Origin of the sequence: Sphingomonas anseongensis, assembly GCF_023516495.1 — a bacterium.
GTDB classification, from domain to species: Bacteria; Pseudomonadota; Alphaproteobacteria; order Sphingomonadales; family Sphingomonadaceae; genus Sphingomicrobium; species Sphingomicrobium anseongensis.
On sequence record NZ_JAMGBC010000001.1, the window covers coordinates 2,198,989 to 2,225,188 of the forward strand.

At 65.0% G+C, this 26,200-nt stretch carries 34 protein-coding genes; 27 read left to right on the forward strand and 7 right to left on the reverse strand.

From position 1 onward, the window contains the following. Position 1 precedes the first annotated feature (1 nt). Entirely contained in the window at positions 2-439 is a 438-nt protein-coding gene (locus tag LZ519_RS11350; RefSeq protein WP_249868777.1) for an Hpt domain-containing protein, read from the forward strand. Here the strand turns inward: LZ519_RS11350 and LZ519_RS11695 are convergent. From LZ519_RS11695 to LZ519_RS11385, 7 genes are all read right to left on the reverse strand, one after another. Then, positions 436-1,695, reverse strand: a complete 1,260-nt coding sequence (locus LZ519_RS11695) for a DUF418 domain-containing protein (RefSeq protein ID WP_249868778.1) — start codon at positions 1,693-1,695, stop codon at positions 436-438. The genes LZ519_RS11350 and LZ519_RS11695 overlap by 4 nt on opposite strands. Positions 1,696-1,715: 20 nt before the next feature. Further along, entirely contained in the window at positions 1,716-2,195 is a 480-nt protein-coding gene (bfr, locus tag LZ519_RS11360; protein WP_249868779.1) for a bacterioferritin, read from the reverse strand. A gap of 56 nt (positions 2,196-2,251) precedes the next feature. Continuing rightward, entirely contained in the window at positions 2,252-2,443 is a 192-nt protein-coding gene (locus LZ519_RS11365; RefSeq protein ID WP_249868780.1) for a (2Fe-2S)-binding protein, read from the reverse strand. 38 nt (positions 2,444-2,481) lie between these two features. Continuing rightward, entirely contained in the window at positions 2,482-2,931 is a 450-nt protein-coding gene (locus tag LZ519_RS11370; RefSeq protein ID WP_249868781.1) for a hypothetical protein, read from the reverse strand. Between the two features lie 48 nt (positions 2,932-2,979). Next, entirely contained in the window at positions 2,980-5,217 is a 2,238-nt protein-coding gene (purL, locus tag LZ519_RS11375; RefSeq protein ID WP_249868782.1) for a phosphoribosylformylglycinamidine synthase subunit PurL, read from the reverse strand. 44 nt (positions 5,218-5,261) lie between these two features. Further along, entirely contained in the window at positions 5,262-6,932 is a 1,671-nt protein-coding gene (locus LZ519_RS11380) for a serine hydrolase domain-containing protein (RefSeq protein WP_249868783.1), read from the reverse strand. A gap of 112 nt (positions 6,933-7,044) precedes the next feature. Beyond that, positions 7,045-7,431: a hypothetical protein gene (locus LZ519_RS11385; RefSeq protein ID WP_249868784.1), complete on the reverse strand. Its 387-nt coding sequence runs from the start codon at positions 7,429-7,431 to the stop codon at positions 7,045-7,047. 93 nt (positions 7,432-7,524) lie between these two features. On the opposite strand from LZ519_RS11385, the gene LZ519_RS11390 reads away from it, so the two are divergent. The 26 genes from LZ519_RS11390 to LZ519_RS11510 form a co-directional block, all read left to right on the forward strand. Next, the gene (locus LZ519_RS11390) at positions 7,525-7,785 is read left to right on the forward strand and encodes a hypothetical protein (RefSeq protein WP_249868785.1); all 261 of its coding nucleotides are present in this window, start codon (positions 7,525-7,527) and stop codon (positions 7,783-7,785) included. A 137-nt stretch (positions 7,786-7,922) separates the two neighbouring features. Continuing rightward, positions 7,923-8,408, forward strand: a complete 486-nt coding sequence (locus LZ519_RS11395; RefSeq protein WP_249868786.1) for a hypothetical protein — start codon at positions 7,923-7,925, stop codon at positions 8,406-8,408. 2 nt (positions 8,409-8,410) lie between these two features. Then, positions 8,411-9,730 carry a DNA-packaging protein gene (locus tag LZ519_RS11400; protein WP_249868787.1) on the forward strand — a complete coding sequence of 440 codons (1,320 nt, stop codon included), beginning with the start codon at positions 8,411-8,413 and terminating at the stop codon, positions 9,728-9,730. A 36-nt stretch (positions 9,731-9,766) separates the two neighbouring features. Then, complete coding sequence (locus LZ519_RS11405; protein WP_249868788.1) at positions 9,767-10,189, forward strand: HNH endonuclease; 423 nt, start codon at positions 9,767-9,769, stop codon at positions 10,187-10,189. A 38-nt stretch (positions 10,190-10,227) separates the two neighbouring features. Further along, positions 10,228-11,343, forward strand: a complete 1,116-nt coding sequence (locus LZ519_RS11410; protein ID WP_249868789.1) for a phage portal protein — start codon at positions 10,228-10,230, stop codon at positions 11,341-11,343. Continuing rightward, positions 11,340-11,651 (forward strand): DUF6127 family protein, encoded by a 312-nt coding sequence (locus tag LZ519_RS11415; protein WP_249868790.1) that lies wholly within the window; start codon positions 11,340-11,342, stop codon positions 11,649-11,651. Before LZ519_RS11410 ends, LZ519_RS11415 begins: the two co-directional genes overlap by 4 nt. Then, positions 11,648-12,031: an HK97 family phage prohead protease gene (locus LZ519_RS11420; RefSeq protein ID WP_249868791.1), complete on the forward strand. Its 384-nt coding sequence runs from the start codon at positions 11,648-11,650 to the stop codon at positions 12,029-12,031. Before LZ519_RS11415 ends, LZ519_RS11420 begins: the two co-directional genes overlap by 4 nt. Positions 12,032-12,049: 18 nt before the next feature. Further along, complete coding sequence (locus tag LZ519_RS11425) at positions 12,050-12,562, forward strand: hypothetical protein (RefSeq protein WP_249868792.1); 513 nt, start codon at positions 12,050-12,052, stop codon at positions 12,560-12,562. A gap of 92 nt (positions 12,563-12,654) precedes the next feature. Beyond that, positions 12,655-13,779, forward strand: a complete 1,125-nt coding sequence (locus LZ519_RS11430; RefSeq protein WP_249868793.1) for a phage major capsid protein — start codon at positions 12,655-12,657, stop codon at positions 13,777-13,779. A 107-nt stretch (positions 13,780-13,886) separates the two neighbouring features. Further along, positions 13,887-15,848, forward strand: coding sequence for a glycoside hydrolase family 55 protein (locus LZ519_RS11435; protein WP_249868794.1), 1,962 nt, complete (start codon positions 13,887-13,889; stop codon positions 15,846-15,848). A 4-nt stretch (positions 15,849-15,852) separates the two neighbouring features. Further along, positions 15,853-15,987 carry a hypothetical protein gene (locus LZ519_RS11625; RefSeq protein WP_283937325.1) on the forward strand — a complete coding sequence of 45 codons (135 nt, stop codon included), beginning with the start codon at positions 15,853-15,855 and terminating at the stop codon, positions 15,985-15,987. Between the two features lie 31 nt (positions 15,988-16,018). After that, positions 16,019-16,303 carry a phage fiber-tail adaptor protein gene (locus tag LZ519_RS11440; protein ID WP_249868795.1) on the forward strand — a complete coding sequence of 95 codons (285 nt, stop codon included), beginning with the start codon at positions 16,019-16,021 and terminating at the stop codon, positions 16,301-16,303. Further along, positions 16,303-16,821 carry a head-tail connector protein gene (locus LZ519_RS11445; protein WP_249868796.1) on the forward strand — a complete coding sequence of 173 codons (519 nt, stop codon included), beginning with the start codon at positions 16,303-16,305 and terminating at the stop codon, positions 16,819-16,821. The genes LZ519_RS11440 and LZ519_RS11445 overlap by 1 nt, the downstream gene beginning before the upstream one ends. Further along, complete coding sequence (locus LZ519_RS11450; RefSeq protein WP_249868797.1) at positions 16,818-17,144, forward strand: head-tail adaptor protein; 327 nt, start codon at positions 16,818-16,820, stop codon at positions 17,142-17,144. Before LZ519_RS11445 ends, LZ519_RS11450 begins: the two co-directional genes overlap by 4 nt. Then, entirely contained in the window at positions 17,141-17,344 is a 204-nt protein-coding gene (locus tag LZ519_RS11455; RefSeq protein WP_249868798.1) for a hypothetical protein, read from the forward strand. The genes LZ519_RS11450 and LZ519_RS11455 overlap by 4 nt, the downstream gene beginning before the upstream one ends. Next, positions 17,341-17,715 carry a tail completion protein gp17 gene (gene gp17 / locus LZ519_RS11460; protein WP_249868799.1) on the forward strand — a complete coding sequence of 125 codons (375 nt, stop codon included), beginning with the start codon at positions 17,341-17,343 and terminating at the stop codon, positions 17,713-17,715. The genes LZ519_RS11455 and gp17 overlap by 4 nt, the downstream gene beginning before the upstream one ends. Positions 17,716-17,739: 24 nt before the next feature. Then, on the forward strand, positions 17,740-18,147 hold the full coding sequence (locus tag LZ519_RS11465; RefSeq protein WP_249868800.1) for a phage major tail protein, TP901-1 family: 408 nt from the start codon (positions 17,740-17,742) through the stop codon (positions 18,145-18,147). Continuing rightward, positions 18,144-18,455: a gene transfer agent family protein gene (locus LZ519_RS11470; protein ID WP_249868801.1), complete on the forward strand. Its 312-nt coding sequence runs from the start codon at positions 18,144-18,146 to the stop codon at positions 18,453-18,455. Before LZ519_RS11465 ends, LZ519_RS11470 begins: the two co-directional genes overlap by 4 nt. Further along, the gene (locus LZ519_RS11475) at positions 18,452-18,649 is read left to right on the forward strand and encodes a phage tail assembly chaperone (protein WP_249868802.1); all 198 of its coding nucleotides are present in this window, start codon (positions 18,452-18,454) and stop codon (positions 18,647-18,649) included. Before LZ519_RS11470 ends, LZ519_RS11475 begins: the two co-directional genes overlap by 4 nt. Next, positions 18,646-19,221, forward strand: a complete 576-nt coding sequence (locus LZ519_RS11480) for a tail tape measure protein (protein WP_348539397.1) — start codon at positions 18,646-18,648, stop codon at positions 19,219-19,221. The genes LZ519_RS11475 and LZ519_RS11480 overlap by 4 nt, the downstream gene beginning before the upstream one ends. Beyond that, the gene (locus LZ519_RS11485) at positions 19,218-21,515 is read left to right on the forward strand and encodes a phage distal tail protein, Rcc01695 family (RefSeq protein ID WP_249868803.1); all 2,298 of its coding nucleotides are present in this window, start codon (positions 19,218-19,220) and stop codon (positions 21,513-21,515) included. Before LZ519_RS11480 ends, LZ519_RS11485 begins: the two co-directional genes overlap by 4 nt. Next, on the forward strand, positions 21,515-22,324 hold the full coding sequence (locus tag LZ519_RS11490; RefSeq protein ID WP_249868804.1) for a DUF2163 domain-containing protein: 810 nt from the start codon (positions 21,515-21,517) through the stop codon (positions 22,322-22,324). Before LZ519_RS11485 ends, LZ519_RS11490 begins: the two co-directional genes overlap by 1 nt. Further along, a complete protein-coding gene (locus LZ519_RS11495) occupies positions 22,321-22,737 on the forward strand; it encodes an NlpC/P60 family protein (protein ID WP_249868805.1) in 417 nt (138 codons plus the stop codon). Before LZ519_RS11490 ends, LZ519_RS11495 begins: the two co-directional genes overlap by 4 nt. Continuing rightward, entirely contained in the window at positions 22,738-24,891 is a 2,154-nt protein-coding gene (locus LZ519_RS11500; RefSeq protein ID WP_249868806.1) for a phage tail protein, read from the forward strand. 9 nt (positions 24,892-24,900) lie between these two features. After that, positions 24,901-25,398 (forward strand): DUF2793 domain-containing protein, encoded by a 498-nt coding sequence (locus tag LZ519_RS11505; protein ID WP_249868807.1) that lies wholly within the window; start codon positions 24,901-24,903, stop codon positions 25,396-25,398. A gap of 160 nt (positions 25,399-25,558) precedes the next feature. After that, a partial coding sequence (locus LZ519_RS11510; protein WP_249868808.1) for an outer membrane protein occupies positions 25,559-26,200 on the forward strand: 642 nt, incomplete at its 3' end.

Here is a 26,200-nt window from a genome sequence, read left to right on the forward strand (position 1 = left end):
GGTGAGCGACGACCAGGATATCGTCGACTGGGTGCATTTCGAGCGTAGCCGGACCGAGCTCGGGCCGGGCTTCATTCGAATCCTCGGCTATTTCCGCGAGGACGGCGCCAAGTCGGTCAGCCAGATCGAACAGGCGATGCGCGAGCAGAACACTGCTGCGCTCGTCATCCCGGCGCACACGCTCAAGGGCGAATCGCGCCAGCTCGGTGCCGAGCCCATGGCCAAGATCGCCGAGCTGATCGAGACGACGGCGCGGTTCTGCGTCGAATCCCGCCGCTTCCCCGACGAGCTGGTGCCCGAGGTGGTCGAGCTTCGTAAGATGTTCGAGCAGACGGTTGAGCTGTTCGACAAGGCGACCAATCCGCTGCTGTCGCGCTCGCGGCCTGCGGCCAGCGGTTTCGGCCGTAAGGCAAACAACCAGACTTTCGGCCGGATCTAGGCGGCCGCGGCCGCCGGAGCGTCCGGCTTCCTTCGCATTGGCTGCAGCTTGCCTCGGGCGAGCGAGCGCCACAGCCATTCCAACGGTCCGTAGGTGAAGCGGTCGAGCCACGGCTTCGACCACAAGAGCATCAACGCCCAGACCAGCGGCACAAGCAGCCACGCCTCGGCCCGGCCGAGCTTGCCGTAAAGCCCAAGGCCCCAGCCGTAGAAGATCGGCGTCGTCACCAGCGAGGTGCCGATGTAGTTGGTAAAGGCGGCTCGCCCGACAGCAGCGAAGCGGGCGCGAAGCGCGCTCGGGCGGCGGAACAGAAGCACGATCAGCGCGGCGTAGCCGAAGGCCATGACGAGCCGGAAGGGGACCATCGCCGCCATGAAGCCGCCAAGGACGAGCGGCACGTAGAAGCGCGTGGCGAAATCCGCCGCGACCAACGCACCGAAACCGGCCAGCCCGAGGGCGATGCCCCAGGCTGCGACGCGGCGGTAGCGATCGTCACTCCACTCGCCCGTCAGGAAGCCCGACTTGTACCCGGCCATGCCGAGAAGCATCAGTCCCAGCGTGTCGGGCAGGAGCACGAGGTTGTTGGTGATGATCTGCGCGACACTGCTCGCCTCATGGGCGACGATCGCAAGCCACGACCCGCCATAGATCGCCTTGTCCTGCGCGATTGCCTTGGCCGTTGGGAAGAAGGAGCCCGCGTTCGCGTTCCAGTTGCGCAGGGTCTCGGCGTCGGGATGAGGGCCGTGGGCGGCCAGGTCCTGATGGACGAGGGTCGCCGCAATCGCCCCGAACAGCAGCAGGTTGAACAGCGAGAGCGACAGGCCGAGGCCGGCGAGCCGTTGGACCGGCATCCGGCGGAAGAAATAGGCGACGAAGCCGGTGGTCGCATAGAGCGTGAGGATGTCGCCGTGCCAAATCAGGGTGGCATGGGCGGCGCCGATAGCGAGAAGCACGGCCATTCGCCGCCAATGGACGGTCCAGCCGTTCTGCCCGGACCGCTCCGCGCGCTCGATCACGAGCAGCATCGAGGCACCGAAGAGCATCGAGAACAGGGTTCGAAACTTGCCGTCGACCAGCAGCATGTTGAGCGCCCAGACCAGGCCGTCGGCCCCGTGCCAGCCCCCGTATGCGGGGGGACTCAGATAGGCGGCCTGGATCATCGCGAAGGCGACGATGTTGACGGAGAAGATCCCCATCACCGCGATACCGCGGATGAGGTCGAGGCTGACGATCCGGTCGGATGAAGCCGTCGCCACCTGCCGCCCCCTTCGGCGACCTAGTCTTTCGCGGCCTCTGACTGAAGCTGGACGTAGTTCTGGATGCCCATGCTCGCGATCATCTCGAACTGCTGTTCGAGAGTATCGACATGCTCCTCCTCATTTTCGAGGATTTCGGCGAACAGGTCGCGGCTGACGTAATCGCGGACGTCTTCGCAATGCGCGATGGCGGGCTTGAGCTGGTCCAGCGCCTCCATCTCCAGCTCGAGATCGGCGCGGAGGATCTCCTCGACACTTTCGCCGATGCGCAAGCGGCCGAGCATCTGGAAATTGGGAAGCCCGTCCAGGAACAGGATGCGCTCGGCAAGCTTGTCGGCGTGCTTCATCTCGTCGATGGATTCGGACCGCTCGAATTCGGCCAGCCGCTTGACGCCCTTGTTGTCCAGAAGGCGGTAGTGGAGCCAATATTGGTTGACCGCGGTCAGCTCGTTCTTGAGCGCTTCATTCAGTAGCTCGATGACCTTCGGGTCGCCCTTCATTCGCGGCCTCCTCGCGTCGCCCCGGCCACATGCGCCGCGGCGGGAAGAGGGTCAAGTCAGGCGACGGCGCGAAGCTTGGGGTGAGCCCGTCGCTCTTCGTCCATGAGCTTCTGCGCGTAGGAGAGGCAACTGCAGCACTGCGGCTCATGGCCGAGCGCGGCATAGGCCTGTTCGGGCGTTGGGGCGCCGGCGCGGGCCAGGTCGCGAACTTCGCTCTCGGTGATGGCGTTGCAGACGCACAGGATCATTTGCCGGCATATAACGATAATGCGAACCATTCGCAACGTTATTCAGGAGCGGCCCTGAGGAAGCGGCGGGCGATAAGGACGAACGGGATCGCGACGAGCACGATGTGGGCGAACAGCTGGGTTGCGATCGACATCGTCTTGGGCGGAAGCGGCGTTCCGAAGCGGAGCGGGACGACCAGCCAGTTCATTGCGAAATAGGTGATGACGCCGAACGCGAGCGCGGTCCTCCACGGCGTTTCGAGAAGCACCGGCCGCGACCGAACCAGCAGCACGAACGCTGTCGCCATGATCGCCATCAGCGCGAAATGGACGAGCAGGCCGAGGATCGCTCCGGACGTGCCCATGTCCACGGCGGCCGGGAAGGCGCCGGAAGCGACCGACCGAAGCATGTTGGCGGGTTCGCGCCCGTAGGCCAGCGTCAGCCCGATCGCGAGCAGGATATCGAGCATTCCGCTTACGAGAGTCGCCAGCGCGATCGGCTTCCACATGAGCAGCCCCCCTTTTCGCGGCGAGGCTAGCGCGGTCCCCGGCGCTGTCTAGGCCAGAGCCGCGTCCTCGCCCATCAGCCTGGGGAAGAAGCCCTCGTGGGCGGCGCGGAGCTGATCGAGCGGGATGCAGAAATCGCGGTCGGCAAGCTCGAAGATCAGCCGCTTGCCGGCGGTCCGGCCGATCGGCTCGACCTCGACTCCCGCGGCGTCGGCGCCCGTGAGGAAATCGAGAAGGTGTCCGTCATCGATCGTCGCGACGTACAGCCCCTGGTCCTCGGCGAAGAACTGGCGTGCGACATGGCCCGGGCCTGACGGCTGGATCAACGCCCCGACGTTTCCGGCAAGCGCCATCTCGGCGATCGCGACGGCGATGCCGCCGTCCGAGACGTCGTGGACGGCGCTGAGTGCGCCGAGCCTTGCCTGCTCGCGCACGAACTCGCCGGTGCGGCGCTCCGCCTCAAGATCGACCGGCGGCGGAGGGCCGTCGGCTCGATCATGAATCTGTCGAAGCCACAGCGACTGGCCGAGGTGGCCTCCGCGCGTGCCGATGACGACCAGGACGTCGCCCGGCTGCTTGAAGGCGATGGTGGCCATCGTCGAATGATCGTCGAGAAGCCCGACACCGCCGATGGCGGGGGTCGGCAAGATCGCGAGCGACGACCCGTCGTCGGCCTTGGTCTCGTTATAGAGTGAGACGTTGCCGCTAACGACCGGGAAGTCGAGGGCGCGGGAGGCTTCGGCGATGCCTTCGACGCAGCCGACGAACTGCCCCATGATCTCCGGCCGCTGCGGATTTCCGAAGTTCAGGCAGTTGGTGATCGCAAGCGGCTTCGCGCCGACAGCGCAGAGGTTGCGGTAGGCTTCGGCGACGGCCTGCTTGCCGCCTTCGAATGGGTCGGCAAAGCAATAGCGCGGCGTGCAATCGGTGGTGATCGCGAGCGCTTTCTTCGCCCCATGGACCCGGACGACCGCGGCGTCGCCGCCCGGCCTTTGCACCGTGTCGGCGCCGACCGTCTGGTCATACTGTTCCCAGACCCAACGGCGCGAGGCGAGAGCGGCGGACCCCATCAGAGCGACGAGGTCGGCGGCGAGGTCGGCGCTTTCGGGGATGTCGGTCAAAGGCGCGGGCGCCTTGGGCGCAGCATAGGGGCGCTCGTACAGCGGCGCCTCGTCGGCGAGCGGGTCGAGCGGGATGTCGGCGACGGTTTCGCCGTTCCAGACGAGCTCCATGCGGCCAGTGTCGGTCACCGTTCCGATCACCGCGAAATCCAGCTCCCACTTGCGGAAGATGGCTTCCGCCTCGGCCTCGCGGCCGGGCTTGAGGACCATGAGCATCCGCTCCTGGCTTTCGGAGAGCATCATCTCGTACGGGGTCATGCCTTCTTCGCGGCACGGCACCTTGTTCATGTCGAGGCGGATTCCGACGCCGCCCTTGCTCGCCATTTCGACCGAGGAGGATGTGAGGCCGGCGGCGCCCATATCCTGGATGGCGACGATCGCGTCGGAGGCCATCAGCTCGAGGCAGGCTTCGATCAGAAGCTTTTCGGTGAACGGATCGCCGACCTGGACAGTCGGGCGCTTTTCCTCGCTGTCCTCGGAGAAGTCGGCGCTCGCCATGGTTGCGCCGTGGATTCCGTCGCGCCCGGTCTTCGAGCCGACATAGACGACCGAATTGCCGATGCCCGCGGCGGCCGAGTAGAAAATCTTGTCCTGCTTCGCGACCCCGACGGTCATCGCGTTGACGAGAATGTTGCCGTTGTAGCTTTCGTCGAAATTGACCTCGCCGCCGACGGTCGGGACCCCGACGCAATTGCCGTAGCCGCCGATCCCGTGGACGACGCCCGCGACGAGGTGCCGGGTCTTCGGGTGGTCGGGCGAGCCGAAGCGGAGCGCGTTCAAGTTGGCGACGGGACGAGCGCCCATGGTGAAGACGTCGCGCAGGATTCCGCCGACCCCGGTCGCCGCCCCCTGGTAGGGCTCGATGTAGGACGGGTGGTTGTGGCTCTCCATCTTGAAGATGGCCGCATCGCCGTCGCCGATATCGATCACGCCGGCATTCTCGCCGGGGCCCTGGATCACCCAGGGGGCCTCGGTCGGAAGCTTCTTCAGGTGCACCCGTGACGACTTGTAGGAGCAATGCTCCGACCACATCACCGAGAAGATCCCCAGCTCGACCAGGTTCGGCTCCCGGCCGAGCGCTTTCAGGATACGCTGATATTCCTCGTCGTTGAGGCCGTGCTCGGCGACGATTTCGGGCGTGATTCGGGAGAGTTCGGCGACGTCCATGGGGGCGCCCTTAGCCGCCCTCGCGAGCGCGGGCTAGGCTCGCCTCACGTGTCCTGCCGCGCGAACTCGACGCCGGAGAAGACGAAGGTCTGCGGCTGCCCGTCGATGAAATCGGCGAAGGAGGCGCGTTCCGGGCTCCAGCTTTCCTCCCCCACCCGCCAGCGATTCTTTCCGACCGGCGTCATTGGGGTGTCGGTACCGATCCACAGCTTGCCGCCGCGCTCGACGACGATCGTCGTGCCCCACCACGGGCTGTCGTTGACGTAGCGGCCCGCGAGGCGAGCGAGGGCCGGATCGCTTCCCGGCAGTTTCGCCATGACCCCTTCGCGAACGAAGCTTTGCGGACCCCAGTGAGCGACGATCGCCTTTCCGTTGCCGCGTTCGAACATCAAGGTGAAGGCCCGGAAATCGGGGTGGAGAGTGCGGAAGGAATTTTCGCCGGCGGGTTCCAGCGGGGCTTCGTTGCCGTTCGAGATTATCGTCAGCCTGGGCCCGCCGCGTACCTCGAAGCTGCGGCCCGTGCTTGTCCGGTAGATCCCGACATAGTCGGCGGCCTCGGGAAGCTTGGGCTCCAGCGCGGGCGGGTCGGGGAGCTTCTGCCCGGCCTCGGCCGCGGCAAGTGCCTGGACGGCGAAGAAGGTCAGTTTGCGAGGTCGATAATCGAGGAAGGCGCTGACATTGGAGCTGGCGAACGCCCCCACGCCATTGTCGACGTCGACGTGGAATGACGAAGCGAATGACACCATGCCGCCCGTGTGATGAAGATAGCGGCGGCCCTTGTCCTCGACGTGCATCAGGCCGTTCCCATAGGCCATTTCCGGAGAGTCGCTCGGCACCTTGTGAGTGACGTAGGCGAGCGCTTCCTTCGCGCCGAGACCCATTCCGCCGAGGCCTTTGGCCGCGTTGGCGAGGGTGCGGAGATAGTGATTCATGTCGGACGCGGTCGAGCCGATGCAGCCGGCGCCGGTGGTAACGTCGACCCAGGGCGCCTGGGCGAAAGGCGCTCCCCGGACGAAGGGGACGGTCTCGTCGGCAGCCTCATACCCTTGCGCGTAGAGCAGCCGTTCGCCCGACGTGATTGCACCTCGGGTAAGGCGCATCCCCAGCGGCTCGAAAATCCGCTCGGCGAGCAGCCGGTCGAGCGGTTTCTTCCCGAAATGTTCGGCGAGCTGGCCTAGCAGGTCGTAGCCGGTGTTCGAATAATGCCAGTGCTTGCCCGGCGCATAGGCCGTCCACAAACCGCCGCGGACGAAGAGCGGCGGATCTCCGGGCAACCCGGCGACGTGGTCGAGCAGGTGCTGCACCTCGATCGGACTGGTGCGCGGGAGCGCCGTTTCCGGGAGCAAGCGGACGATCCGGTCGGAAAGCTTGAAGCGGCCTTCCTGAGCGAACTGGTGGAGAAGCGCGCTGAGGAAGCTTTTGCTGATCGAGCCGATCTGAACCAGCGTGTCGGGAGCGATCGGGGCGCGGGTCTCGGCATTGGCAAACCCGACGCTGAGCGACGTCGCGAAGCCGCTGGGGCTGGTCACTCCGACGGTCATTCCGGGAAGATTGAGGTAGCGGCGATGCGCCTCCGCATAGTCGCGGATGGCGGCAAGCGCCCGGGCCTGGGGCGATCCCGCAACGAGCCGCTGGGCCGCGGCCTTTCCACTGAATACTCCAGCGGCAGCAAAAGCGGCCGCCCCTTTCGCAAAGCCGCGCCGGTCGATCAGCATGGATGCTCCCCCTTGGAACCGAGCCTGTGGCCCGGTGGGACCGTCGTCAAGGAGGTAAAGAAAAACCCCGCAGCGTTTCCGCCGCGGGGTCAAATTCGATGTCAGTGAGCGCTTAGGCTTTGCAGCTCTGGCTCCCCTTGCCAGGACGCTCGAGGGTGATGGTGCCGCCTTCCGGAGTGCCGGTAAGCGAATAGCCTTGCGCCGTCATCGGCTTGCCGGCTTCCGTAGTGGCGAGCGTGACCGGAACGTCGGTCTGGTTCGCGCGGAAGTTGGCCGACTTATTGTCCGACAGCCAGTCGATGTAGACCACGCTGTTGTCCTTGCAGCGGTAGATCTTGCTGGACGCGATCGACGGCGGGAGGACGATCGGGCCGTTGGTGGGCGGCGCCTGGTTGGCGGCGTCACCGTCAGGACCGGCGATGATGGTGTGGTTTTCCTTCTTGCAACCGGCGAGCGCAGCGGTTGCAGCAAGTGCGAGCAGAAGCGGGATGCGAGTCATGCCGGGCGGTTTCGCCGCCGGACCGAAGTTCGTCAAGAGCAGTTGCTGTTCGCAACTTGCATATTGTCGAAGCCAGCCATAGCTTCGTCGACGATGCCCCACCGAACCGGCCTTACTGAGCATCGCGCCGGAAGCACGGCGCAGCGGGTGCGCGTGGGAATGACCGGGCTCGCTATCGCATTCCTTCTCGTCCTCCTCGCAAGCATCGCCAGCCGATCGGGCAGCCAGGACGGTGCTGCGACGGTCGGCAACGAAATCACCAACGCGCCCAAGGAGCCGCTCGCCGAGCTGGGCGTCGCGCCCGGATCCGATGAGTCCCAGGCCAACCAGGAAAACGCCGCCGGTAAGGAGTAGCCACACCAGTTTTGTACCAATTAGGTAAAAAACCCTTGACAGCGTGACGCTGTTTCGGTACATCCTGTCACAGTCGAAGAATCCGAGTCGGGCCGGCCTCACACGAGGCGCGGCCTTTTTGTTTGTGGAGACAGCGAGTGGGCAAAGGCGGGCGCAAGTCGAAGGAGCTGGTTGTTGCCGGCGGCGCCAGGCCGATCGTCAGGAAGGCCCGCAGGCGCGAGTGGACGCGGGCTAGAGAGAAGCAGTTTCTCTCGGCGCTCAGCGAAACCTGCAACGTCACGGTCGCGGCCGAGGCGGCGGGCATATCGCTGACGGCCGCCTACGTTCGCAGGAAGAAAGTGGCGGCATTCCGCGCCGGTTGGGCCGAGGCAATTGCGACCGCCTACCAGCGGCTGGAGCTGGTGATGCTCGACCGTGCACTGAACGGAACCGAGAAGATCGTGGTCCGCAAGGATGGTTCCGAGGAGCGGATGCGTGAGTATCCGAACCAGATCGCCATGCACCTGCTGAAGATGCACCGTGATAGCGCGATTGAGGCGATCGAGGAGCCGGCTGAGGTTGAGATCGAGGAGGTCCGGGAGCGGCTGTTCAAGAAACTGCAGCGGCTGCGCAACCGGGACTGACGGTGAAATATAGAACGGAGCGCGACCTGATCCGCGCCCTGCTCGCTGCTTCTCCCGAGGAGCAGCGGCGCATCATCTGGAGCATGACTCCCGCCGACGTACTGGCGCTGGACGCGGACTTCGAAAGCTGGGCGCACCAGGCGCAACTGCCGCCAGAGACAGAGGGCTGGCGGACCTGGCTGATGATGGCCGGGCGCGGGTTCGGGAAGACCCGCGCGGGCGCCGAATGGGTGGAGAAGATCGCACGCAGCAGGCCTGGCGTTAGGATCGCGCTGGTCGGAGCGACGATCGACGAAGCGCGGCGGGTGATGGTCGAGGGCGTCAGCGGGATATTGAGCGTCGCCAAGCGGCGGCGGCACCGGGTGAGCTGGGAGCCGAGCATGGGACGGCTTCGCTGGCCCAACGGGAGCGAGGCGCAGCTGTTTTCAGGCGACAATCCGGAAGGCCTTCGCGGGCCGGAGCATGATTTCGCCTGGTGCGACGAGCTCGCCAAATGGCGGAGCCCGGAATCGGCGTGGATGAACTTGCAGATGGGGCTTCGCCGGGGAAGCCGGCCGCGGGCGCTGGTAACGACGACGCCGAGGAGCATTGAGCTGCTGAAGCGGATCCGCGACGAGAAGTGGACCGTGACGACGACCGGGCGGACCGGGGACAACATCAACCTGGACGAACGGTTCGTCGAGGTGATGGTCGCCACCTATGGCGGAACGCGGATCGGGCGGCAGGAGCTGGACGGCGAGCTGATCGAGGAAATCGAGGGGTCGCTGTGGCCTCGGGAATTGATGGAGAGGTGCCGGTCGACGGCGCCTGTTTGCGAGCGGATCGTGGTCGGAGTCGACCCGCCGGCGGGGGTCGGCGAGGGAGTCGATGCGTGCGGGATCGTGGTCGCGGGAAAACGCGGCGAGGAGCTCTACGTGATCGCCGACGAGACGGTGCAGGGGCTGAGCCCCGAAGGCTGGGCCAATCGCGTCGCTGCAGCGGCCGCCCGCTGGGGCGCGTCTGTGGTGGTTGCCGAAGCGAACAATGGCGGGGCGATGGTGGCGAGCGTTCTTCGCGCGGCCGATTGTCCGGTGAAGGTGAAGCTGGTCCACGCGTCGAAGGGCAAGGTGGCGCGCGCGGAGCCGGTCGCGCTTCGGTTCGAGGCGGGCAAGGCGTTCCTTGCGGGGTGCTTCCCGAAGCTGGAGGACCAGATGGCGGGAATGATCGCCGGCGGCGAATATGAAGGGCCGGGGCGGTCTCCAGACCGCGCCGACGCGATGGTGTGGGCGATGACCGAATTGGGTGAGACGAAGAGCGGGCTGCCGCGGGTGCGGCGGCTTTAAACGCAATTTTCAAAGTTCATCGGCAAGACTGCGCGGATGAGTATGTTGAACCGAATTGTGGCCGCGCATCCGCTGGCGAGCCAGGAACCGTACAATCGGATCAAGTTCTCGCGTGTCGATGGCAATGGCACACCGCTCTACAAAGTAGGGCATGATAAGAAGGAGCTAGGCGCTGCGGCGGCATTGCGCTCGGCGCTCGAGAAATATGGGGCGAAGTGCTTTCACTGTGAGAAGCACATGCCGAAACAGAGACTGTCGCAGGATTGCACTCGAGATCACCTGCGGCCCAAGAAGGATGGCGGCGGCGACTATTTGCACAACCTCGTTTTTGCGTGCGGCGACTGCAATCGTCGAAAGGGGAGTGTTGATCTCATAAGCTTCCGGCCTGAAGTGGGCGGGAAGTATTTGAAGGCTCTCGACGAGCATATTGAGCGCTGCCTGAAGCATCTCGGCAGCTAGTTATTGGCGGCAGCAAGGCCGCAACATCAGGAGCAAATATGGCATGGTGGTTCGGCCGCAAGAGCGCGCCGGAGCCTCAGCGGGCGCTTGTGCCTGCCTGGCTCGGCGCGTCGGGCGGCGAGGGATTTGCGCGCTCTTACGAGGCGCAGTTCGACGAGGTCTATCGCAACAACCCGGTCGGACAGCGCGCGGTGCGGCTGGTCGCGGGGATGCTTGGGTCGCTGACCGTCTATTCGGCGGAAGGCGACGAGGCGGCGGCGAAGCTGGTCGACGGGGCACTGCTGGAAGGCATCGGCGCGGCGCTCCTGTTGCACGGCAATGCCTATGTGCAGGTGCTGATCGATGCGGACGAGAAGCCGGGCGAGCTGGCGATGCTTCGGCCGGAGCGGGTCAGCGTCGAGCCGGATTCGAACGGATGGCCGATTGCTTACAAATATCGCGCCGGCGGACGCACGACGCGGCTGGCGAGGGAGGACGGGCTTGGGCGGGCGCTGGTTGCGCACATCCGCTCGCTCCACCCGCGCGACGACCATTATGGGATGGGCTGCCTGGACGCGGCGATCGCCGCCGCCAGCGTGCACAACCGGGCGAGCCGATGGAACAAGGGGCTGCTCGACAATGCGGCGCGGCCGAGCGGTGCGCTGACATATGAGCCCGCGGACGGGGCGCTGCTTTCGCCCGATCAGTTCGCTCGGCTGAAGAGCGAACTGGAGAGCGAATTTTCGGGGACGCAGAATGCGGGGCGGCCGCTGCTGCTCGAGGGCGGGCTGAAGTGGCAGGCGCTGAGCCTGACGCCTGCGGACATGGATTTCGTCGCTTTGAAAGAAGGCGCGGCGCGCGACATCGCGCTCGCCTTCGGCGTTCCCCCGGTGTTGGTCGGGCTTCCGGGGGACGCCACTTATGCCAATGCCCGCGAGGCGGGGCGGGCGCTGTATCGGCAGACGATCCTGCCGATGGCGGCGCGGATCCTGGACGCGCTGTCGGAGATGCTGAGCGACTGGATGGGGCCGGTACGCCTAGCGGTCGACACCGACCAGATCAGCGAGCTTGCCGAGGACCGGGCGAAGCTCTGGGAGCAGGTCGGCGCGGCTGGGTTCCTGAGCGATTCGGAAAAGAGGGCGATGCTCGGCTTCTCTGCGGAGAAAGCCGAATGACGAACGACGCGTTGCTTGCGACCCTGGTCGCGCAGGCCGACGGGCGAGTGATCGACGTGGTGACGCTTCGCGCCCTGGTCGAGGAATCGAGCCAGTCCGGAGCGCGAAGGGCGCTGGGCGCGCTGGGGCTCGACGATGCGCGGGCGCGGCGGGACATGGACGAATTGCGCGAGCTGTTGTCCGCGTGGCGCGACGCCAAGCGGACCGCGTGGCGCGCGGTGGTGACGTGGCTGGTACGGATCGCGCTGGCGATGCTGCTGATCGGGATCGCGGTGAAGCTTCGGCTTACGGACCTGGTGAGCGGATGAGGGTCGCGGGCTATGCGGCGATCTTCGACCGCCCGGACAGCGGCGGCGACGTCGTTCGAAAGGGTGCGTTCGCGGAGGCGCTGAAGCGCGCCGGCGAGGTGCCGCTGCTTTTGCAGCACAAGGGCCAACCGGTCGGGAGCGTCGAGCATCTGAGCGAGGACAAGCGCGGGCTTCGGGTGATTGCGCGAGTGGTCGACGAGCGGGTCGGCGAGCTGGTGCGCCGTGGGCTTCGCGGGCTCAGCTTCGGCTATCGGGTGCGGGAGGCACGGGCGGCGGGATCGCTGCGGGAGTTGCGGGAGCTCGACCTAGTGGAAGTCAGCCTGGTCAAGCGGCCGATGCAGAGGCTGGCGCGGGTACATGCGGTTGAAACTGATGTTTGATTAAGCGAAGCTCCGCGCATGAGGGGTTGGTTTGTCATCGCGATCAGCCTGCTGCTGGTCGGCTGCGACCATCGGAAGCCCGCATTCTCCGATGCTGAGATGCAGAAAATCCGCGCCGCAAATCCCGGCATGAAAGAGCGCTGCCTGAACGACCTGCGGTTCGGGGGTGTGGCGGCTTGGGATCCGGACGATCCGAACTGCTTCGAGATGTTGCCAGCGCAACGGTGGAGCGGACTTTGGGACCACGGTTGGGAGTGGTCGAATTTCTGTCCAATGCCGACAAGGCAGCAGTGTCATTGGAACGAGGGTTCACTTCAGGAAGCACCGCGAGGAACGTGGCTTACGTTTTCAGCAAACGCGCACCTGCTGCGCGATCTGCCCGACGGTGTCCATCGGATTGAATTCATTGGCAGGCGAACGAAGGTGCCCGGCAATTTCGGGCATGAGAACGATTACGAACATTTGATGGTCGTGGATCGCATCATTTCGATCCGGGCGATCCCGGGCGAGAAATACCAGAAGAGGTTCTGAGCCGGATCAAGTCCGGGATGACGAAATGAGGTGACGAGGGTCGCGGGAAACCGCGGCCTTTTTTTGCGCGAGTTCAAAAGGAGACAATGCGAATGGTGGAAGTGAAGGCGGATACGCTCGAGGAGTCGTTCGACGCCCTGGAGCGCGAAGAAGATGGAGTTGCGCGGCTCAAGGCCGAGCTCGATTTGCTCAAGGCGAAGATCGCGAGCGGTGCGATCGCGCCGCAGCGGCCGGCGCTCGATGGGGTCAAATCGCAGGGCGCAAATATGTTCAGTGAACAATATTTGCGAAAGGGAATTGAGGCCGGGCTCGAGACCAAGGCGATCGACAATTCTTCAGATTCCATCGGCGGTTACGCGGTGCCGAAGGAAATCGATGAGCAGATCGACAGCACGCTCAAAGCCATCTCGCCGATCCGTTCGATCGCCAATGTCGTCAAGGTCGGGAGCGCCGGCTATCGCAAGCTGATCGCCAGCGGCGGGACCCCGTCGGGCTTCGTCGGCTTCGAGGATGGCCGCGCCGAAACGGGCACGCCAACCTTCACCGAGATCGTGCCGCCGTCCGGCGAGCTGTACGCCAATCCGGCGGTCACCCAGCAGATGCTCGACGACGCAATGTTCGACGTCGAGACGTTCCTGGCCGAGGAAATCGCGGCCGAGTTCGCAAGGGCCGAAGGCGCCGCCTTTGTCGGCGGAACCGGAATCAACCAGCCGCTCGGTTTTCTGAGCTCGCCGACGTCGGGTGCGCTGGACGGAGTTCGCCCGATGGGCACTCTGCAGACGATCGGGACCGGCGTTGCCGGCGGCTTCGCTGCGACCGACCCGGAGGACGATCTCATCGACCTCGTGCAGTCGCTGCGCTCGCCCTACCGGCAGGGCGCGGTGTTCGTGATGAACTCGGCGACCGCTGCGGAAATCCGCAAGTTCCGGACCGCCGACGGGGCCTTCATGTTCCAGCCGAGCCTTGCGGCGGGCCAGCCAGCAACGCTTCTCGGCTATCCTTTGATCGAGGCCGAGGACATGCCGGACATCGGTGCCGGAAGCCTGTCGATCGCCTTCGGCAACTTCAAGGCGGGCTACGTGATCGCGGAGCGCAATTCGACGACGATCCTCCGCGATCCCTACACGCACAAGCCGTACGTCCACTTCTACGCGACCAAGCGCGTTGGCGGGCAGGTCGTGAATTCGGAAGCCATCAAGCTGCTCCAGTTCGCCTGACCATAGCTGTGCCGGCTGTCCCCCGGACAGCCTGTGCGCAGCCACGGGGCCGCGGGTAACCCCTTCCCGCGGCCCCACTTGCATTTCGTTCAGACAGAGGAGCCGCAATGGCGGATTCGTTTCAGCCGAAGTTTGCCGATCTCGTCCGGAATTTCACGACGACGACAGGGACCGGGAACCTGGTCCTCAGCGACGTTCCGCCGGGCTTTACCAGCTTTGCGTCGGCACTAAGCGCCGGCGACAATTTCTATTATTCGGTCGTTTCGCTCGACCGGTCTGCCGAGAGCGAAGTCGGCCGCGGAACGCTGCAGGCGGACGGAAGCATTTCGCGCGATCCGATCGGCGGCGTGCTGACCGATTTTTCCAACGGCACAAAAAGCGTCGCGTTGGTCACTGCCGCCGAATGGTACCAGAGCGCCGCCACTGTTTCCGATGTGAGCGCGGCCACGAGCTTTTCCGCCGCTTCGACGGGGCTGGCGGCGCGGCCGATCGCAGACAAGGCTGGTGACATCATCAGCGTCAAGGACTTCGCGGCCGTCGGGGACGGAGCAGCGGACGACACGCCTGCGATCGTCGCAGCGTTCGTGCACGGCTGCATGACGGGAACGCCGATCTTCGTCCCGCGGGGCACCTACCTGATCAATCCCCAGGCGCTCGACATGTTCACAGTGGGGGCCGCGAGCTTTGTGATGTTCGGCGAGGGCGCGTCCTCCGTCATCAAGATCAAGGACGGCGCGATCCAGGCCGACGGCAAGCGCATGTTCTTCCTGCGGCCGACGTCGCCGATGGACGTCATCGAGTTTCGCGACCTGCTGCTGGATCACAACGCAAGAGGTTCGCCGGTCCCAGAGGATCCGTGGGCCTATGAGCAAAGCCACACGTTCGCGATCACGCCCAACGCAGCCGTGAAGATGATCCGGTTCCACAATGTCGTGATCAAGGACCCGGCCGCGGACGGGATCAGCTTCGCTTCGGCCGTGGAGGACCGCTGCAGCTATTTCGTGGTCGACAATTGCGCGGTGATCGACCGGACGCGGCTGCGTTCGGACATCCAGTTCGGGACCTTTCCGAAAAATGCCGTGATCACGGGATTTGCCGGCGACGTGATCGAAGCGGAACCGGTCAGCGGATCCACGACGTCGAAGCGGGTCCAGATCAGCAACAGCAACGTCAACCGGCTCGACTTCGGGTCAAACGCTGCAGACTGGAAGAACGGGCTGGTCGAGCTTCATCTCGACAACGTAACCGTTCCAGAAAAGGCGCATTTCGCCGGAGTCATGCTGCGTGCAAGCAATTGCGTGTTCGGCATCGCAGCCGACGTGAACTTCAACCGATGGCAGGTCCTCCAGCCCGGATCGCAGGTGAGCGGAAGCCTGTTCCTGCACAAATATAATGCGGCGACGAACAGCGTGGGATCGCTCACGCCCTGGACGTCAACGACCTATAGTTCGACCACCAGCCTGCGCCTGGTCGGGTGCGAATCCCGCATAGACAGCAGCGATCCGGCAATCGCCCCTGTAGGACCGGCGATCCTGGGAACAGCCGGCGTGCCGCTCGCCAATCTCGACAATACGAGCCTGGATGTCGTCAATCACAAGTTCGACAGCCGCTTCCAGGTCAGCATCACCGCAGATCGCTGCGGGCGCGTGCGGCTGCTCGACAACGACTATGGAGGCCGGGCCTATGCGATCCGCTATCAATCGGGCGCGGCCTATGCCGTCGACGTTTCCGTCTGGGGCGGCGATTTTCGCCGGGTTAGCGGAGCAAGCGTCGGAACCGCCGCGGATGCGACCGTCGATCAATCCAGCGGCGTCGGCTACCTCCGGCTTGCTGGCGACCAGGTCGGAGTGAAGACACCCTGGGTCAATATTTCGGGCGGGCTTCTCTCCGGATCGAACAAGCAGGTCTATTCGAGCCGGCGAATGACGATGACGGCGTTGCCGGTGAGCGGGATCCTGGGTGACATTGTCGAGCTCCAGGAGCCGGCGGCCGGCGCCGTCGACAGTTGGCGCTGCACGGTGCCCGGACCGCAAGCCACCTGGAAAGCTCGCACGAGCCTGGCGGCCTGACGCGATGAGCATCGCTTCCTTCTCCCTGGCCGAACCGGCGGTAGCGGAAACCGCGCAATCCAAAAGCGGCAATCAGCCGCCGAAATCGCGCGTGACGGTCGCCAAGGCGGACCGGCGCTCGGCACCCGAGCTCCGCTGACGCGCGGACCCACACCTCCTGAAGCGAGGACATGATGACATTGTTGCTAAAAGACCCCGAGGCGGTGCTGAATTACGCCGTAGATTGGGGCGCTGAATATCTTGGCGCGGACAGCCTGATAGCGAGCCGGTGGGAAATCAGCCCGGTAGAGCAGGGCGGCGTCAATATCGACTGGGCCAGCTTCGACGGCAGCACCGCGACGGTCACTGCGTCGGGCGGTATCAGCGGTCACAGCTACGACCTCAGAAATCACGTGATCCTGGCGTCCGGCCTGACCGACAGCCGCTCCATCACCATGCGGCTGGAGAAGCGCTGATGACCGGGGGTTCGAGCGCCGAGCCGTTGGTCACCCTGGCCGAAGCGCAGGCTTTCGCGCGAGTGGAAACCGGCGAGGAAGAGGCGCTGCTTGCAGGGTTGATCCGAAGCGCTAGCGGCCTGTGCGAAGCATTCATCGGCCATGCACTCATCGAGCGGGGCTTTACCGAAGCGCTGACGGCGAGCGGCGACTGGCAAAAGCTGGGGGCTTCGCCGGTGCGGTCGGTGAACTCGGTTTCGAGCAACGGCATGCCGCTACCGGTTTCGACTTATGCAATCGACGTCGATTCGCGCGGAGACGGCTGGGTCAGGATCGTCGACCCGGCGGTGTCCGGCATCATAGAAGTGAGCGGCACGACTGGCATTGCAACCGATCGCAATGGGATTCCTGAGCCGATCCGCCACGGGGTCCTGCGACTTGTCGCACATCTTTTCGCGGCCCGTGATGGCGACGGGGGAAGCATCCCGGCGGCGATAACCGCGCTGTGGCGCCCCTACCGACGGATGGCGCTGGCATGAGCGAGTTCGCAGGGACGCTTCGCCAGCGCATCACCATAGAGCGGCCGGTCAACTCACGCACAGTCACGGGCCTCCAGGAAACCGGTTGGGAGCGAGTTGCAGACTGCCTGGCAGCGATCGAGCTCGAGGGGGTCGGTGCGCAAAGCGAAGCGCAGGCACTTAGCGCGATGCCGAAGCTGCGGGTGACAATCCGCCGGCGCAACGGGATCGCGATCGACCAGCGAGTCCGCTGGACCGGGCGAATCATGATGATCCGGCAATTGCTGGATGACCCAGCCTTGCCCGATCGGCTGGTTCTTCGCTGCGAGGAGGCGCGGTCATGATGGAGGCGTTGCTGGCGCGCGCAAACCGGATCGCTCGGGCGGCACAAAGCGTCCGGCTCCAACAGATAGCGACGACCATGCGCGGGCAGGGACTGGCGGCAGCGGTCGATGGCGAAAGCGTCGTGGTCCGCGGAAGCAAACTTGCAAACAGATGGATTGCCGATCCGCTGCTCCGCTTTGCCGGAAGGTCGAGCCGATGAGCGCAGGAGCGACGATCCAGGCAGCGCTCGCGACGAGCATCGGAAGCGTGGCCGAATTGACCGGAGTGTTTGACGGCCCGCCGGCGCGCGCAACCTTTCCTTATGCGGCGATCGATGCGTCCACGGAAACGGACTGGAGCCACAAGAACGGGAGCGGGCGCGAAGTGCTCGTGGCCGTGACCCTTTGGGACGACCAGCCGGCGCGGCTCCAGTCGCTTGCCGACGAGATCGAAGCGAGAGTTCTCGCGATCGAGGTGGCGAGCGAATGGCAGCTGGTGAGCCTCTCCCTCGTGAGGCGGCGGACCATTCGCGACGTCGCCGGCCCGTGGGCAACGGCAGTGGACTTTCGGGCTCGGCTTCTCGCCGCCTGACCCAATCAAAAGAAGGAGAAGAGTATGGCGGCGGAACGCGGAAGCGCATTCCTGCTCAAGATCGGCGACGGCGGAAGTCCGCCGGGGTTCGTCACTGTCGCCGGGCTGAAGACGACGCAGCTGTCGATCAACGGCGATGCGGTTGCGATCACCAACAAGGGAAGCGGCGGATGGCGCGAGCTTCTGTCGGGTGCCGGAGTGCGCTCGGTGTCGGTCGCGGCGAGCGGCATCTTCACCGGAAGCAGCGCCGAAGCGCAGGTTCGAGCCCTCGCCTTGACCGGCGGACTGCAAGATTACCAGCTGAGCTTCGAGAGCGGCGAGCGGATGCAGGGCCAGTTCCTGGTGACTCGGCTCGAATATGCCGGCGACTTTAATGGAGAGCGCAATTACACGCTCGCGCTCGAAAGCTCGGGCGAGGTCGAAGCGCTGTGAGCAGCGCCAATCCGCACCGAGGCGAAGCGAGGCTTCAGGTCGGAGGGGAGACGCTGGTCCTTCGGCCGAGCTTCTCGGCGCTCGTTGCGGCGGAGCAGGAGCTTGGGCCACTGTTCGCGCTGGTCGAACGGGCCAGCGAGGGCAAGCTCGCGCTGAGGGAAATTGCGGCGTTGTTCGATCACCTGTCCGGCGCCCGGCCGAAAGCGATCACTCGCGAGCGGATCGGCGATGCGGTGGTGGAGCAGGGGCTGGCGGGGATCAGCCCCACGCTTCGCCTCGTGCTGGGGCAGATACTCAAAGGCAAATGACATTCGGCGACCGAGCGGCCGAGCTGGCGGGCATCACTTCGGCGCTGCTCGGGTGGCGGCCGGAGGAATTCTGGCGATCGACCCCCGCTGAACTGGCGACAGCGCTCGGGCTGGACGGTCAGCCGGGCGCTGAAATGGACCGAAGCTCGCTCGAGCGGATGCTGAGCCAGTTTCCCGACAATCGAGAGAAATGATGGACCAGGACATCGAGCAGATGGTGATCAGCGTTCGCGCCGACACCGCGGCTTTCGCCCGCGACGTTTCGACCATGCGGGGTGAGCTCGAGGGCCCGCTTGTGCAAGGCGTCGGGCGCGCAGGCCGGCTGATCGACAGCGCGCTCGCTCGAGCGATCTCCAACGGCAAGATCGGGTTCGGCGACCTGAAGAAGGTGGCGCTCGCGGCGATGGCCGACATCGCTTCGGCCTCGCTTCGCGCCTTGTTCCAGCCGCAGGGCGGCGGCGGCGTCGGAGCCGGGCTTCTGAGCGGGCTGAGCAACCTCATCGCAGGCCTTGCCGGGTCGCCGGGACGAGCAACCGGCGGGCCCGTGAGTGGGGGACGCCCGTACCTGGTCGGCGAGCGCGGGCCGGAGCTGTTCGTGCCCTCGGGCGGCGGGAGGATCGAGAAGCTCAACCAAGGCTCGCGCGATGTGCGCGTCGCGATCTCGGTCGTCTCTCCGGCCAGGGGCGACGAGCCGCACGCGCTTCGCCGGTCGTCGCGGCAGATTGCCCGGGCCGTGCGCTCAGCGCTTAGAAAGGGCGAGCAGTGAACCACTGGTTCACCAGCCCCGACGCGCCGATCGTCACCACCTGGGTGAAAAGGTTCGACCCGCTTCACTGGCGCGTCGACTTCCCGCTCGGGACAGTCGCGAGCGTCGTCACCACGAGCGACGGGCACGGCCTCCAGGTGGAAGCCGAGTTTCTCAGGAAGGGCGATCTGGTCGGGCTGATCTTCGAGAGCCAAGACGGTCGGGCGCACCCGGCACATGCGAGGGAAACGAACCGCGATTATTCGCATACGGAGCTTTCGTTCCGGTGGCAGTCGAGCGGCGCAATTCCTCTCGATGAAGTCAACGGGCCGACGCTGACGATCGAGGGACGCGACGCTGACGGCAATGCGCGAAGCTGGTTCGTGCGGCTGTGGAATTACGCGTCCGGCACGCCCGAAGACGCCACGGTCTCGATCGACTTCGATGGGCTCGAGGCAGGCTTTTCCCTGCCGGACGATTCCGACCCGGTGCATCCCGGTGACATCGACAGGATGTTCATCAGCATCGTGCCGTCCGATTACATCGAAGGGTCGCAGGAGGTGCGATCCGCGCCCGCTCGGGTGAGCCTCACGATCGGCGACATCCGCTGCGACGGATCGAACAGCGTCCTGTCGATGAAGGACGCCGTCGTGCCCGAACATCCATTGCGGATCGCGACAGGCTATGACGACATGTACGATCTTGCGCCGGAGCGGGTGATCGACACCGCCGAGCGGCTCGGGTTCCGCGGGACGATCAGCCACTACGTCGGGATGAGCCATTACTTCGCGCTCGACGGCGCGGGGCTGCTAGACTCGAGCCGGACATTCAACGCGGCTGCCCTGGCCTGGCATCGGGAGTTTGCACGAGCCGCGGCGGAGCGTGGGCACGAACTGATCTGGTCGCTGTCGTACGAGGTGCTGGACACTTTCTGTCCCGAACAATGGAAGCAGCGCGCATTCGATGGAAGTCCGGCGCTGACGGCTTGGGATCCGCCATCGAGCCTTGTCTCGCCGGCTAACACGGATGCGATCGATTTTTTGGGACGCGTGGCGGTGGAGCTCGCCGCAATCTCGGCCGAGTTCGGGCTCCAGCCAAGAATCCAGATCGGAGAGCCGTGGTGGTGGGTGACTCCGACCGGGGCGCTTTGCCTTTACGATGAGGCCGCCAACTCGGCGCTCGGCGGCGCGCCGGTAGAGATCGCCGACGTGCGCGGCCAGATGTCCGCCGACCAGCTCGCTTTGCTCGACCGCGCGGGCAAATTGCTCGCAGCGTCCACGGCGGCGATCGCGCAAGCCGTGAAGGCGAGCGCGCCCGAGGCGGAGTTGCTCGTGCTCGCCTATCTACCGACGGTGCTCGACCCAAGGTCGCCAGAACTCAAACGCGCCAACTTGCCGACCGACTGGGCAAGCCCGGCCTTCGACGTGCTCCAGCTGGAGGATTATGAGTGGTTGACCGCGGGTCTCACTAGGCGCCGCGTCAATGCCTATGCCGAGGTCGAAGAGCGGCTCGGCTACCCGCTCGAGAAACAGCATTATTTCGCAGGCTTCGTCGCCCAGGTGGCCGAGCGCGACAGCTGGGGCGACATCGTTTCAGCAGCCGTGGATGCGAATTCGCGCGGAGTGGCCGAGGTCTTCTTGTGGTCGCTTCCGCAGGTCGTGCGCGACGGACTTACCTTATTCGGAGAATCGCCGGTGATCGCTTTCGACGATGTGAGCTTCCCAATCGAGATCGGCGCGGAGGCCAGCGTCGCTCCCGCTTTTTCGACCAATGTCGTCACAAGCGCGAGCGGCAATGAGTATCGCAACGCAAATTGGCAGCAGGCGCGATTGAGGTTCGACGCGGGGCCCGGAGTTCGAGGGGACGCCGAGCTCGAGACGCTGCTTGCCTTCTTTCGCGCGCGGCGCGGAGCGGCAGTCGGGTTCCGCTTCCGCGACCCATTCGACTTCAGCTCGAATGGAATGGCGGGAGATCCGACACCGCTCGACCAGCAGATCGGCACCGGCGACGGGGCGACGACCAGCTTCAAGCTCACCAAAAGCTATTCCGGCGGGGAGGAGCGGCACGTCACGAGGCCGGTCGCCGGCACAGTGCGGGTGGCGATCGACGGAATCGAGCAGGTCAGCGGCTGGAGCCTGGAGGCGCTTGGCGACGTCGTGTTCGACGAGCCGCCCGCGCCGGGCGCGACCATTACCGCCGGATTCCTTTTCGACGTCCCGGTGCGCTTTGCCGAGGACCGGCTAGAGATCAACCGGGCCACTTTCATGGCTGGCGAGGCACCGAGCGTTCCCCTGATCGAGATCCGGGAAGGGTGATGGCTGCGATCGCGCAAGGACCGCTCACGTCCATCGCTTATTGCTGGCGGCTTGAGAGGAGTGACGGCGCCGGGCTCGCGCTGACGAGCAGCGACCGGGACATGGTCGCCGACGGCGTGACGTACCACGCAGCGCCTGGCGTCACTCCGGCGTCAATCAGCCGATCGCTTGGCCTTGATGGAGATTCGACCGACGTCGACGGGGTACTCAGCGCTGACAGCCTGACCGAAGCGGACCTGATGCTGGGCCGCTGGGACGGAGCCGCGTTGAACCTGATCGCGGCGGACTGGAGCGCTCCGCAGGCGGAGACGGTGGCGCTGCTGGCAGGCGAGTTGGGTGAAGTTTCCATCGATGGCGACGGCTTCTCCGCCGAAATGCGCGGCGCCGCCGCGCGCCTCGGCTTCGCGCCGTGCCCGAGCACGTCACCGGAGTGTCGGGCGGCGTTGGGCGACAGGCAGTGCCGGGTCGACATGTCAGGACGAACGATGCGCGCGAAGGTCGTGGGCGCGAGCGAAAATGTGCTCGAGCTCGATACCAGCGTCGAGGTTCGCTTCCTGTTCGGCCGGCTGCGTTATCTTGGCGGTGAGAATTGCGGCCTGGCGAGCGCCATCCTTGCCATCAGCGGCTCCCAGGTCTCGCTTCGCGATCGGCCGCGCGGAAAAGTGGCCGCGGGGACGGTGGTGCAGCTTCGCGAAGGCTGCGACAAACGCTTCGAAACGTGCGTGTCGCGGTTCAACAACGCGGCGAACTTCCGGGGCGAGCCGCACCTTCCGGGCGGCGACCTTCTCACCCGCTATCCGGGAGCATGAGCGACGAGGGTCCGTGCGCCGTGACGCGCGCGCGCAGCCTCGTCGGCGTCAGGTTCCGGCCACAAGGGCGAGACCCGGCAACGGGCCTCGATTGCGTCGGACTGATACTCCGGGTGTTCGGAATTCCGCCGGAGCAAGTCCGGCGCGACTACAGCCTGAGCGGCAACAGTGCGGCGGAGCTGGACGCGCAGTTGTTGCGCTACTTTCAGCGCTTGAGCAACGAAGCTTCACGAGTGGGAGATGTCGTGCTTTGCGCTGTTCGCGGAGGGCAGCTTCACCTCGCTGTCGATTGCGGCCGCAGCTTCGTACACGCGGACGCGCGAGCGCGGCGGGTGGTGGAAACGCCGGGCGCTCCGCAGTGGCCTATCCTGGGCATGTACCGCTTCGCGCTCTGCAACCTCCAGTCGAGTTGAATGATGGCAACATTGGTGTTGAGCACTGTCGGGACTGCCCTTGGCGGACCCGTTGGCGGGACAATCGGGAGCTTGCTTGGGCAGAGCATCGACCAGCAGCTCTTGGGGCCGGGCCCCGGGCGCGGTCCACGCCTCGGCGACCTCGCAGTTCAATCCTCCAGCTACGGATCGGCCATCCCGAAGATCTTCGGCACGATGCGGGTGGCGGGGACCGTTGTCTGGTCGACCGAGCTGCAGGAGCAGGCGCAGACGGAGGCGGCAAAAGGCCAGCCGGACACGGTCACGTACAACTACTCCGCAAGCTTCGCTGTGGCGCTGTCGTCGCGCAGGATCAGCGGCATCGGCAGGATTTGGGCCGACGGCAAGCTGATCCGAAACGCTGACGGAGTGTTTTCGGTCGCGACCGATTTTCGCCTGTACGATGGGTCGGAAGACCAGCAACGCGACCAGCTCATCGCTTCGATCGAAGGGATCGATTCCACACCGGCGTTTCGCGGGCTGGCATTGGCCGTGTTCGAGAACCTTCAGCTCGCGGATTTCGGGAACAGGATTCCTTACCTCACCTTCGAGGTGATTGCCGATGCGGCGCCAGTGACGGTGGCGTCAGTGCTCGCCGACGTAAGCGGCGCTGTGATCGAGAGCGCCGACGTGCAGTCCATCGGCGGCTATGCCGCTTATGGAAATACCGCCCAGGCCGCGGTCGAGCAGCTGGTAAGCGCATTCGGTGTTCCGCTGCTGGACGACGGGTCAAAGCTCATCTCGCCGGCTACGGGAACCAGCTTCGTCAGCGAGGAAGACAGCGGGTGCAGCGGCGATGACCGTCGTGCTCCGCGCATAGAGCGATCGCAAACGCCCTCAGCCGCGCTGCCTTCGGCCGTGACGATTTCGTACTACGACCCGGCACGCGAGTATCAGGCGGGCCTGGCGCGGTCGTCGCTGAACGATCGGACGGGGTCGGTCGAGCAGATTGAGCTGCCGGCAGTGTTGGACGCCATTTCGGCAAAGGGCCTGGCGGAAACATTGCTCGCCCTGCGCTGGGCGCAGAGGGACAAGCTCACGCTTCGCCTGCCTCCTGATCGCATCGATCTGCGGCCAGGCAGCCTTGTCCACGTCGGGGAGGGTGCCGACGCCTGGAGGGCGGAGCGGGTTACGATCGATTCGCTTACCGTCGTGGTGGAGCTGCGGCCGAATTACGGCGCAGTCGACGCGCTTCCGGCCGACCCGGGCCGTGCCGTCACCTCGCCGGCGATCGAGATTTTGCCGACGCGACTTGCAATCGTCGAGCTGCCCGATGACGGCTCGGGTAGGGCGGATTCACCGATAGTTGCGATTGCCGCCTCCGGGAATAACGGGCGGTCGATACCCCTCACAATCGAAACCAATGGAGTCGCCCTTTCCGCGAATTCCGCGCGTGCGGCGGCAATCGGATCAGCATTGACCGCGCTGGGAAGCGGCCAATCAGCGGTCTTTGATTTGCTCAACAGCGTCGATGTTAAGCTCAGCGATGCGGATGCGTGGCTGGAGAGCCGTGATGATGATTCGCTCGCTGCCGGCGCGAACACGGCGCTTCTCGGCACCGAGATGTTCCAGTTCGGCAACGCGGTTCCGTTGGGCAGCGGCACGTTCCGGCTGAGCCGGCTTTTGCGTGGCCGGCTCGGCACGGACTGGGCGATGGCGGACCACAACGTGGGCGACCCGTTCGTGCTGCTGAATCCCGCGCGGCTGCTGACTCTTCCGCTAACGCGCGCGCAGGTGGGCGCGCGGGTGCGGGTGACTCCGCTCGGCCTCGGCGACGACGGCACTGCCTTTGTCGAGCATCTCGTGACCGGCGAGGCGATGAGGCAGCCGAGCCCGGTGCACTTGCGCGCCTCATTCGACACGTTCGGCAACTTAAATTGCACCTGGGTTCGGCGAAGCTGCCTGGGCTGGGACTGGCTCGACGGGGTCGATGCACCACTCGGCAGCGCCGTCGAACTGTATCGAGCAACGCTGATGAGCAGCTCTGCAAAGGTCCAAGTCGAGACGCCATCGCCGGCGGCTCAATTCACCGCCACCCAGATCGGCCAGTTGGGCAGCGGGAATTTGCAGCTCGTGGTCGAGCAGGTCGGCGATTTCGCAGTGTCGAGGCCCGCATCACTTTCAATAATCAATTGAGGACGAGACATGGAATCCACCGAGCGGCTTTCGCTGCCCCTACTCATGCCCGGCCAAGCGCAGAAGGAGCTGTGGCATAACGAGGCCCTCCAGATTCTCGACGTACTCGTCGGGTGTGCTGTTGAAGACGGGCCCGCGAATGACCCGCCAGCTTCGCCTGTTGCCGGGAGCACCTACCTGGTCGGTGACAGCCCGACAGGCGATTGGGCAGGGTTTGCGAGCGACGTTGCGGCCTACGGCAGCGGCGGTTGGCGCTTCCTTGCTCCCGCGGAGGGAATGCAGCTTTTCGTGAAGTCTTCGGGGACGCTTGCACTGTACCGTTCCGGCGCCTGGGAGACGGGGATTTTACGAGGGGCTAGCCTGGTGATCGACGGGTTGCAGGTGGTCGGTGCGAGAGGCGGAGCAGTTGCCGATCCATCGGGAGGCGCGGTGATGGATGCCGAAGCGCGTCTTGCAATAGGCCAAATACTAGCTGCTTTGCGCCAACATGGTCTAATCTCATCATGAACGAAAATCGTTTCGTAACAGTAAGTTGATGAGCATATGCTTTGATGAATGCGGCTTTTTGGCAACAGCGCCGCGACTTGCCCGGTTGCGCCGAAACAGACCCTCTCATAAGAGAATTGAGCAGTTCTGTTCTCGAACGCGTTTGAAAGGGGACTACTTTATGCGCAAGTTTGCCATTGCACTGGCGCTGGCTACGACGGCGTTGGCGACACCGGCACTTGCCCGCGATCACAGCTTCTATGCGGGGATTGAGGGTGGCGTGATGCTCGTCGAAGACGCTGGCTTCGACGTCAGGGACGCATCCAACACGACGACGGCCCAGGACATAATGATCCTGGACTTCAAGCCGGGTTGGGACGTTGATGTCGTTGGCGGATATGATTTCGGCATGGTCCGGGTCGAAGGCGAACTCGGTTACAAGCACGCTAGCCTCGATGAAGTCGAGCTTCGCGATCAGCCGTCGACCGGTCTGGGCTTCGGTAGCCACCTCGGCGCCGACGGCCACGGCCGCTCGCTGTCGTTCATGATCAACGGCCTGCTCGACCTCGGCGACGAGGACAGCTGGAGCGGTTATGTCGGCCCGGGTATTGGCATTGCCGACGTCCGCTATTCGATCGGCGGAACCGATCCGGTCGTCGACACCACGCTGGTGGACGCGGAAGTCTCGCAGACCAAGCTGGCATGGCAGGTGGTGGCCGGTGTTCGCACCGCGCTTTCGCCGACCCTGGACCTTGGCCTGAAGTATCGGTTCTTCAACGTTCCGAACCTCAAGTCTGGGAACACTCCCGACGATCTGAAGACG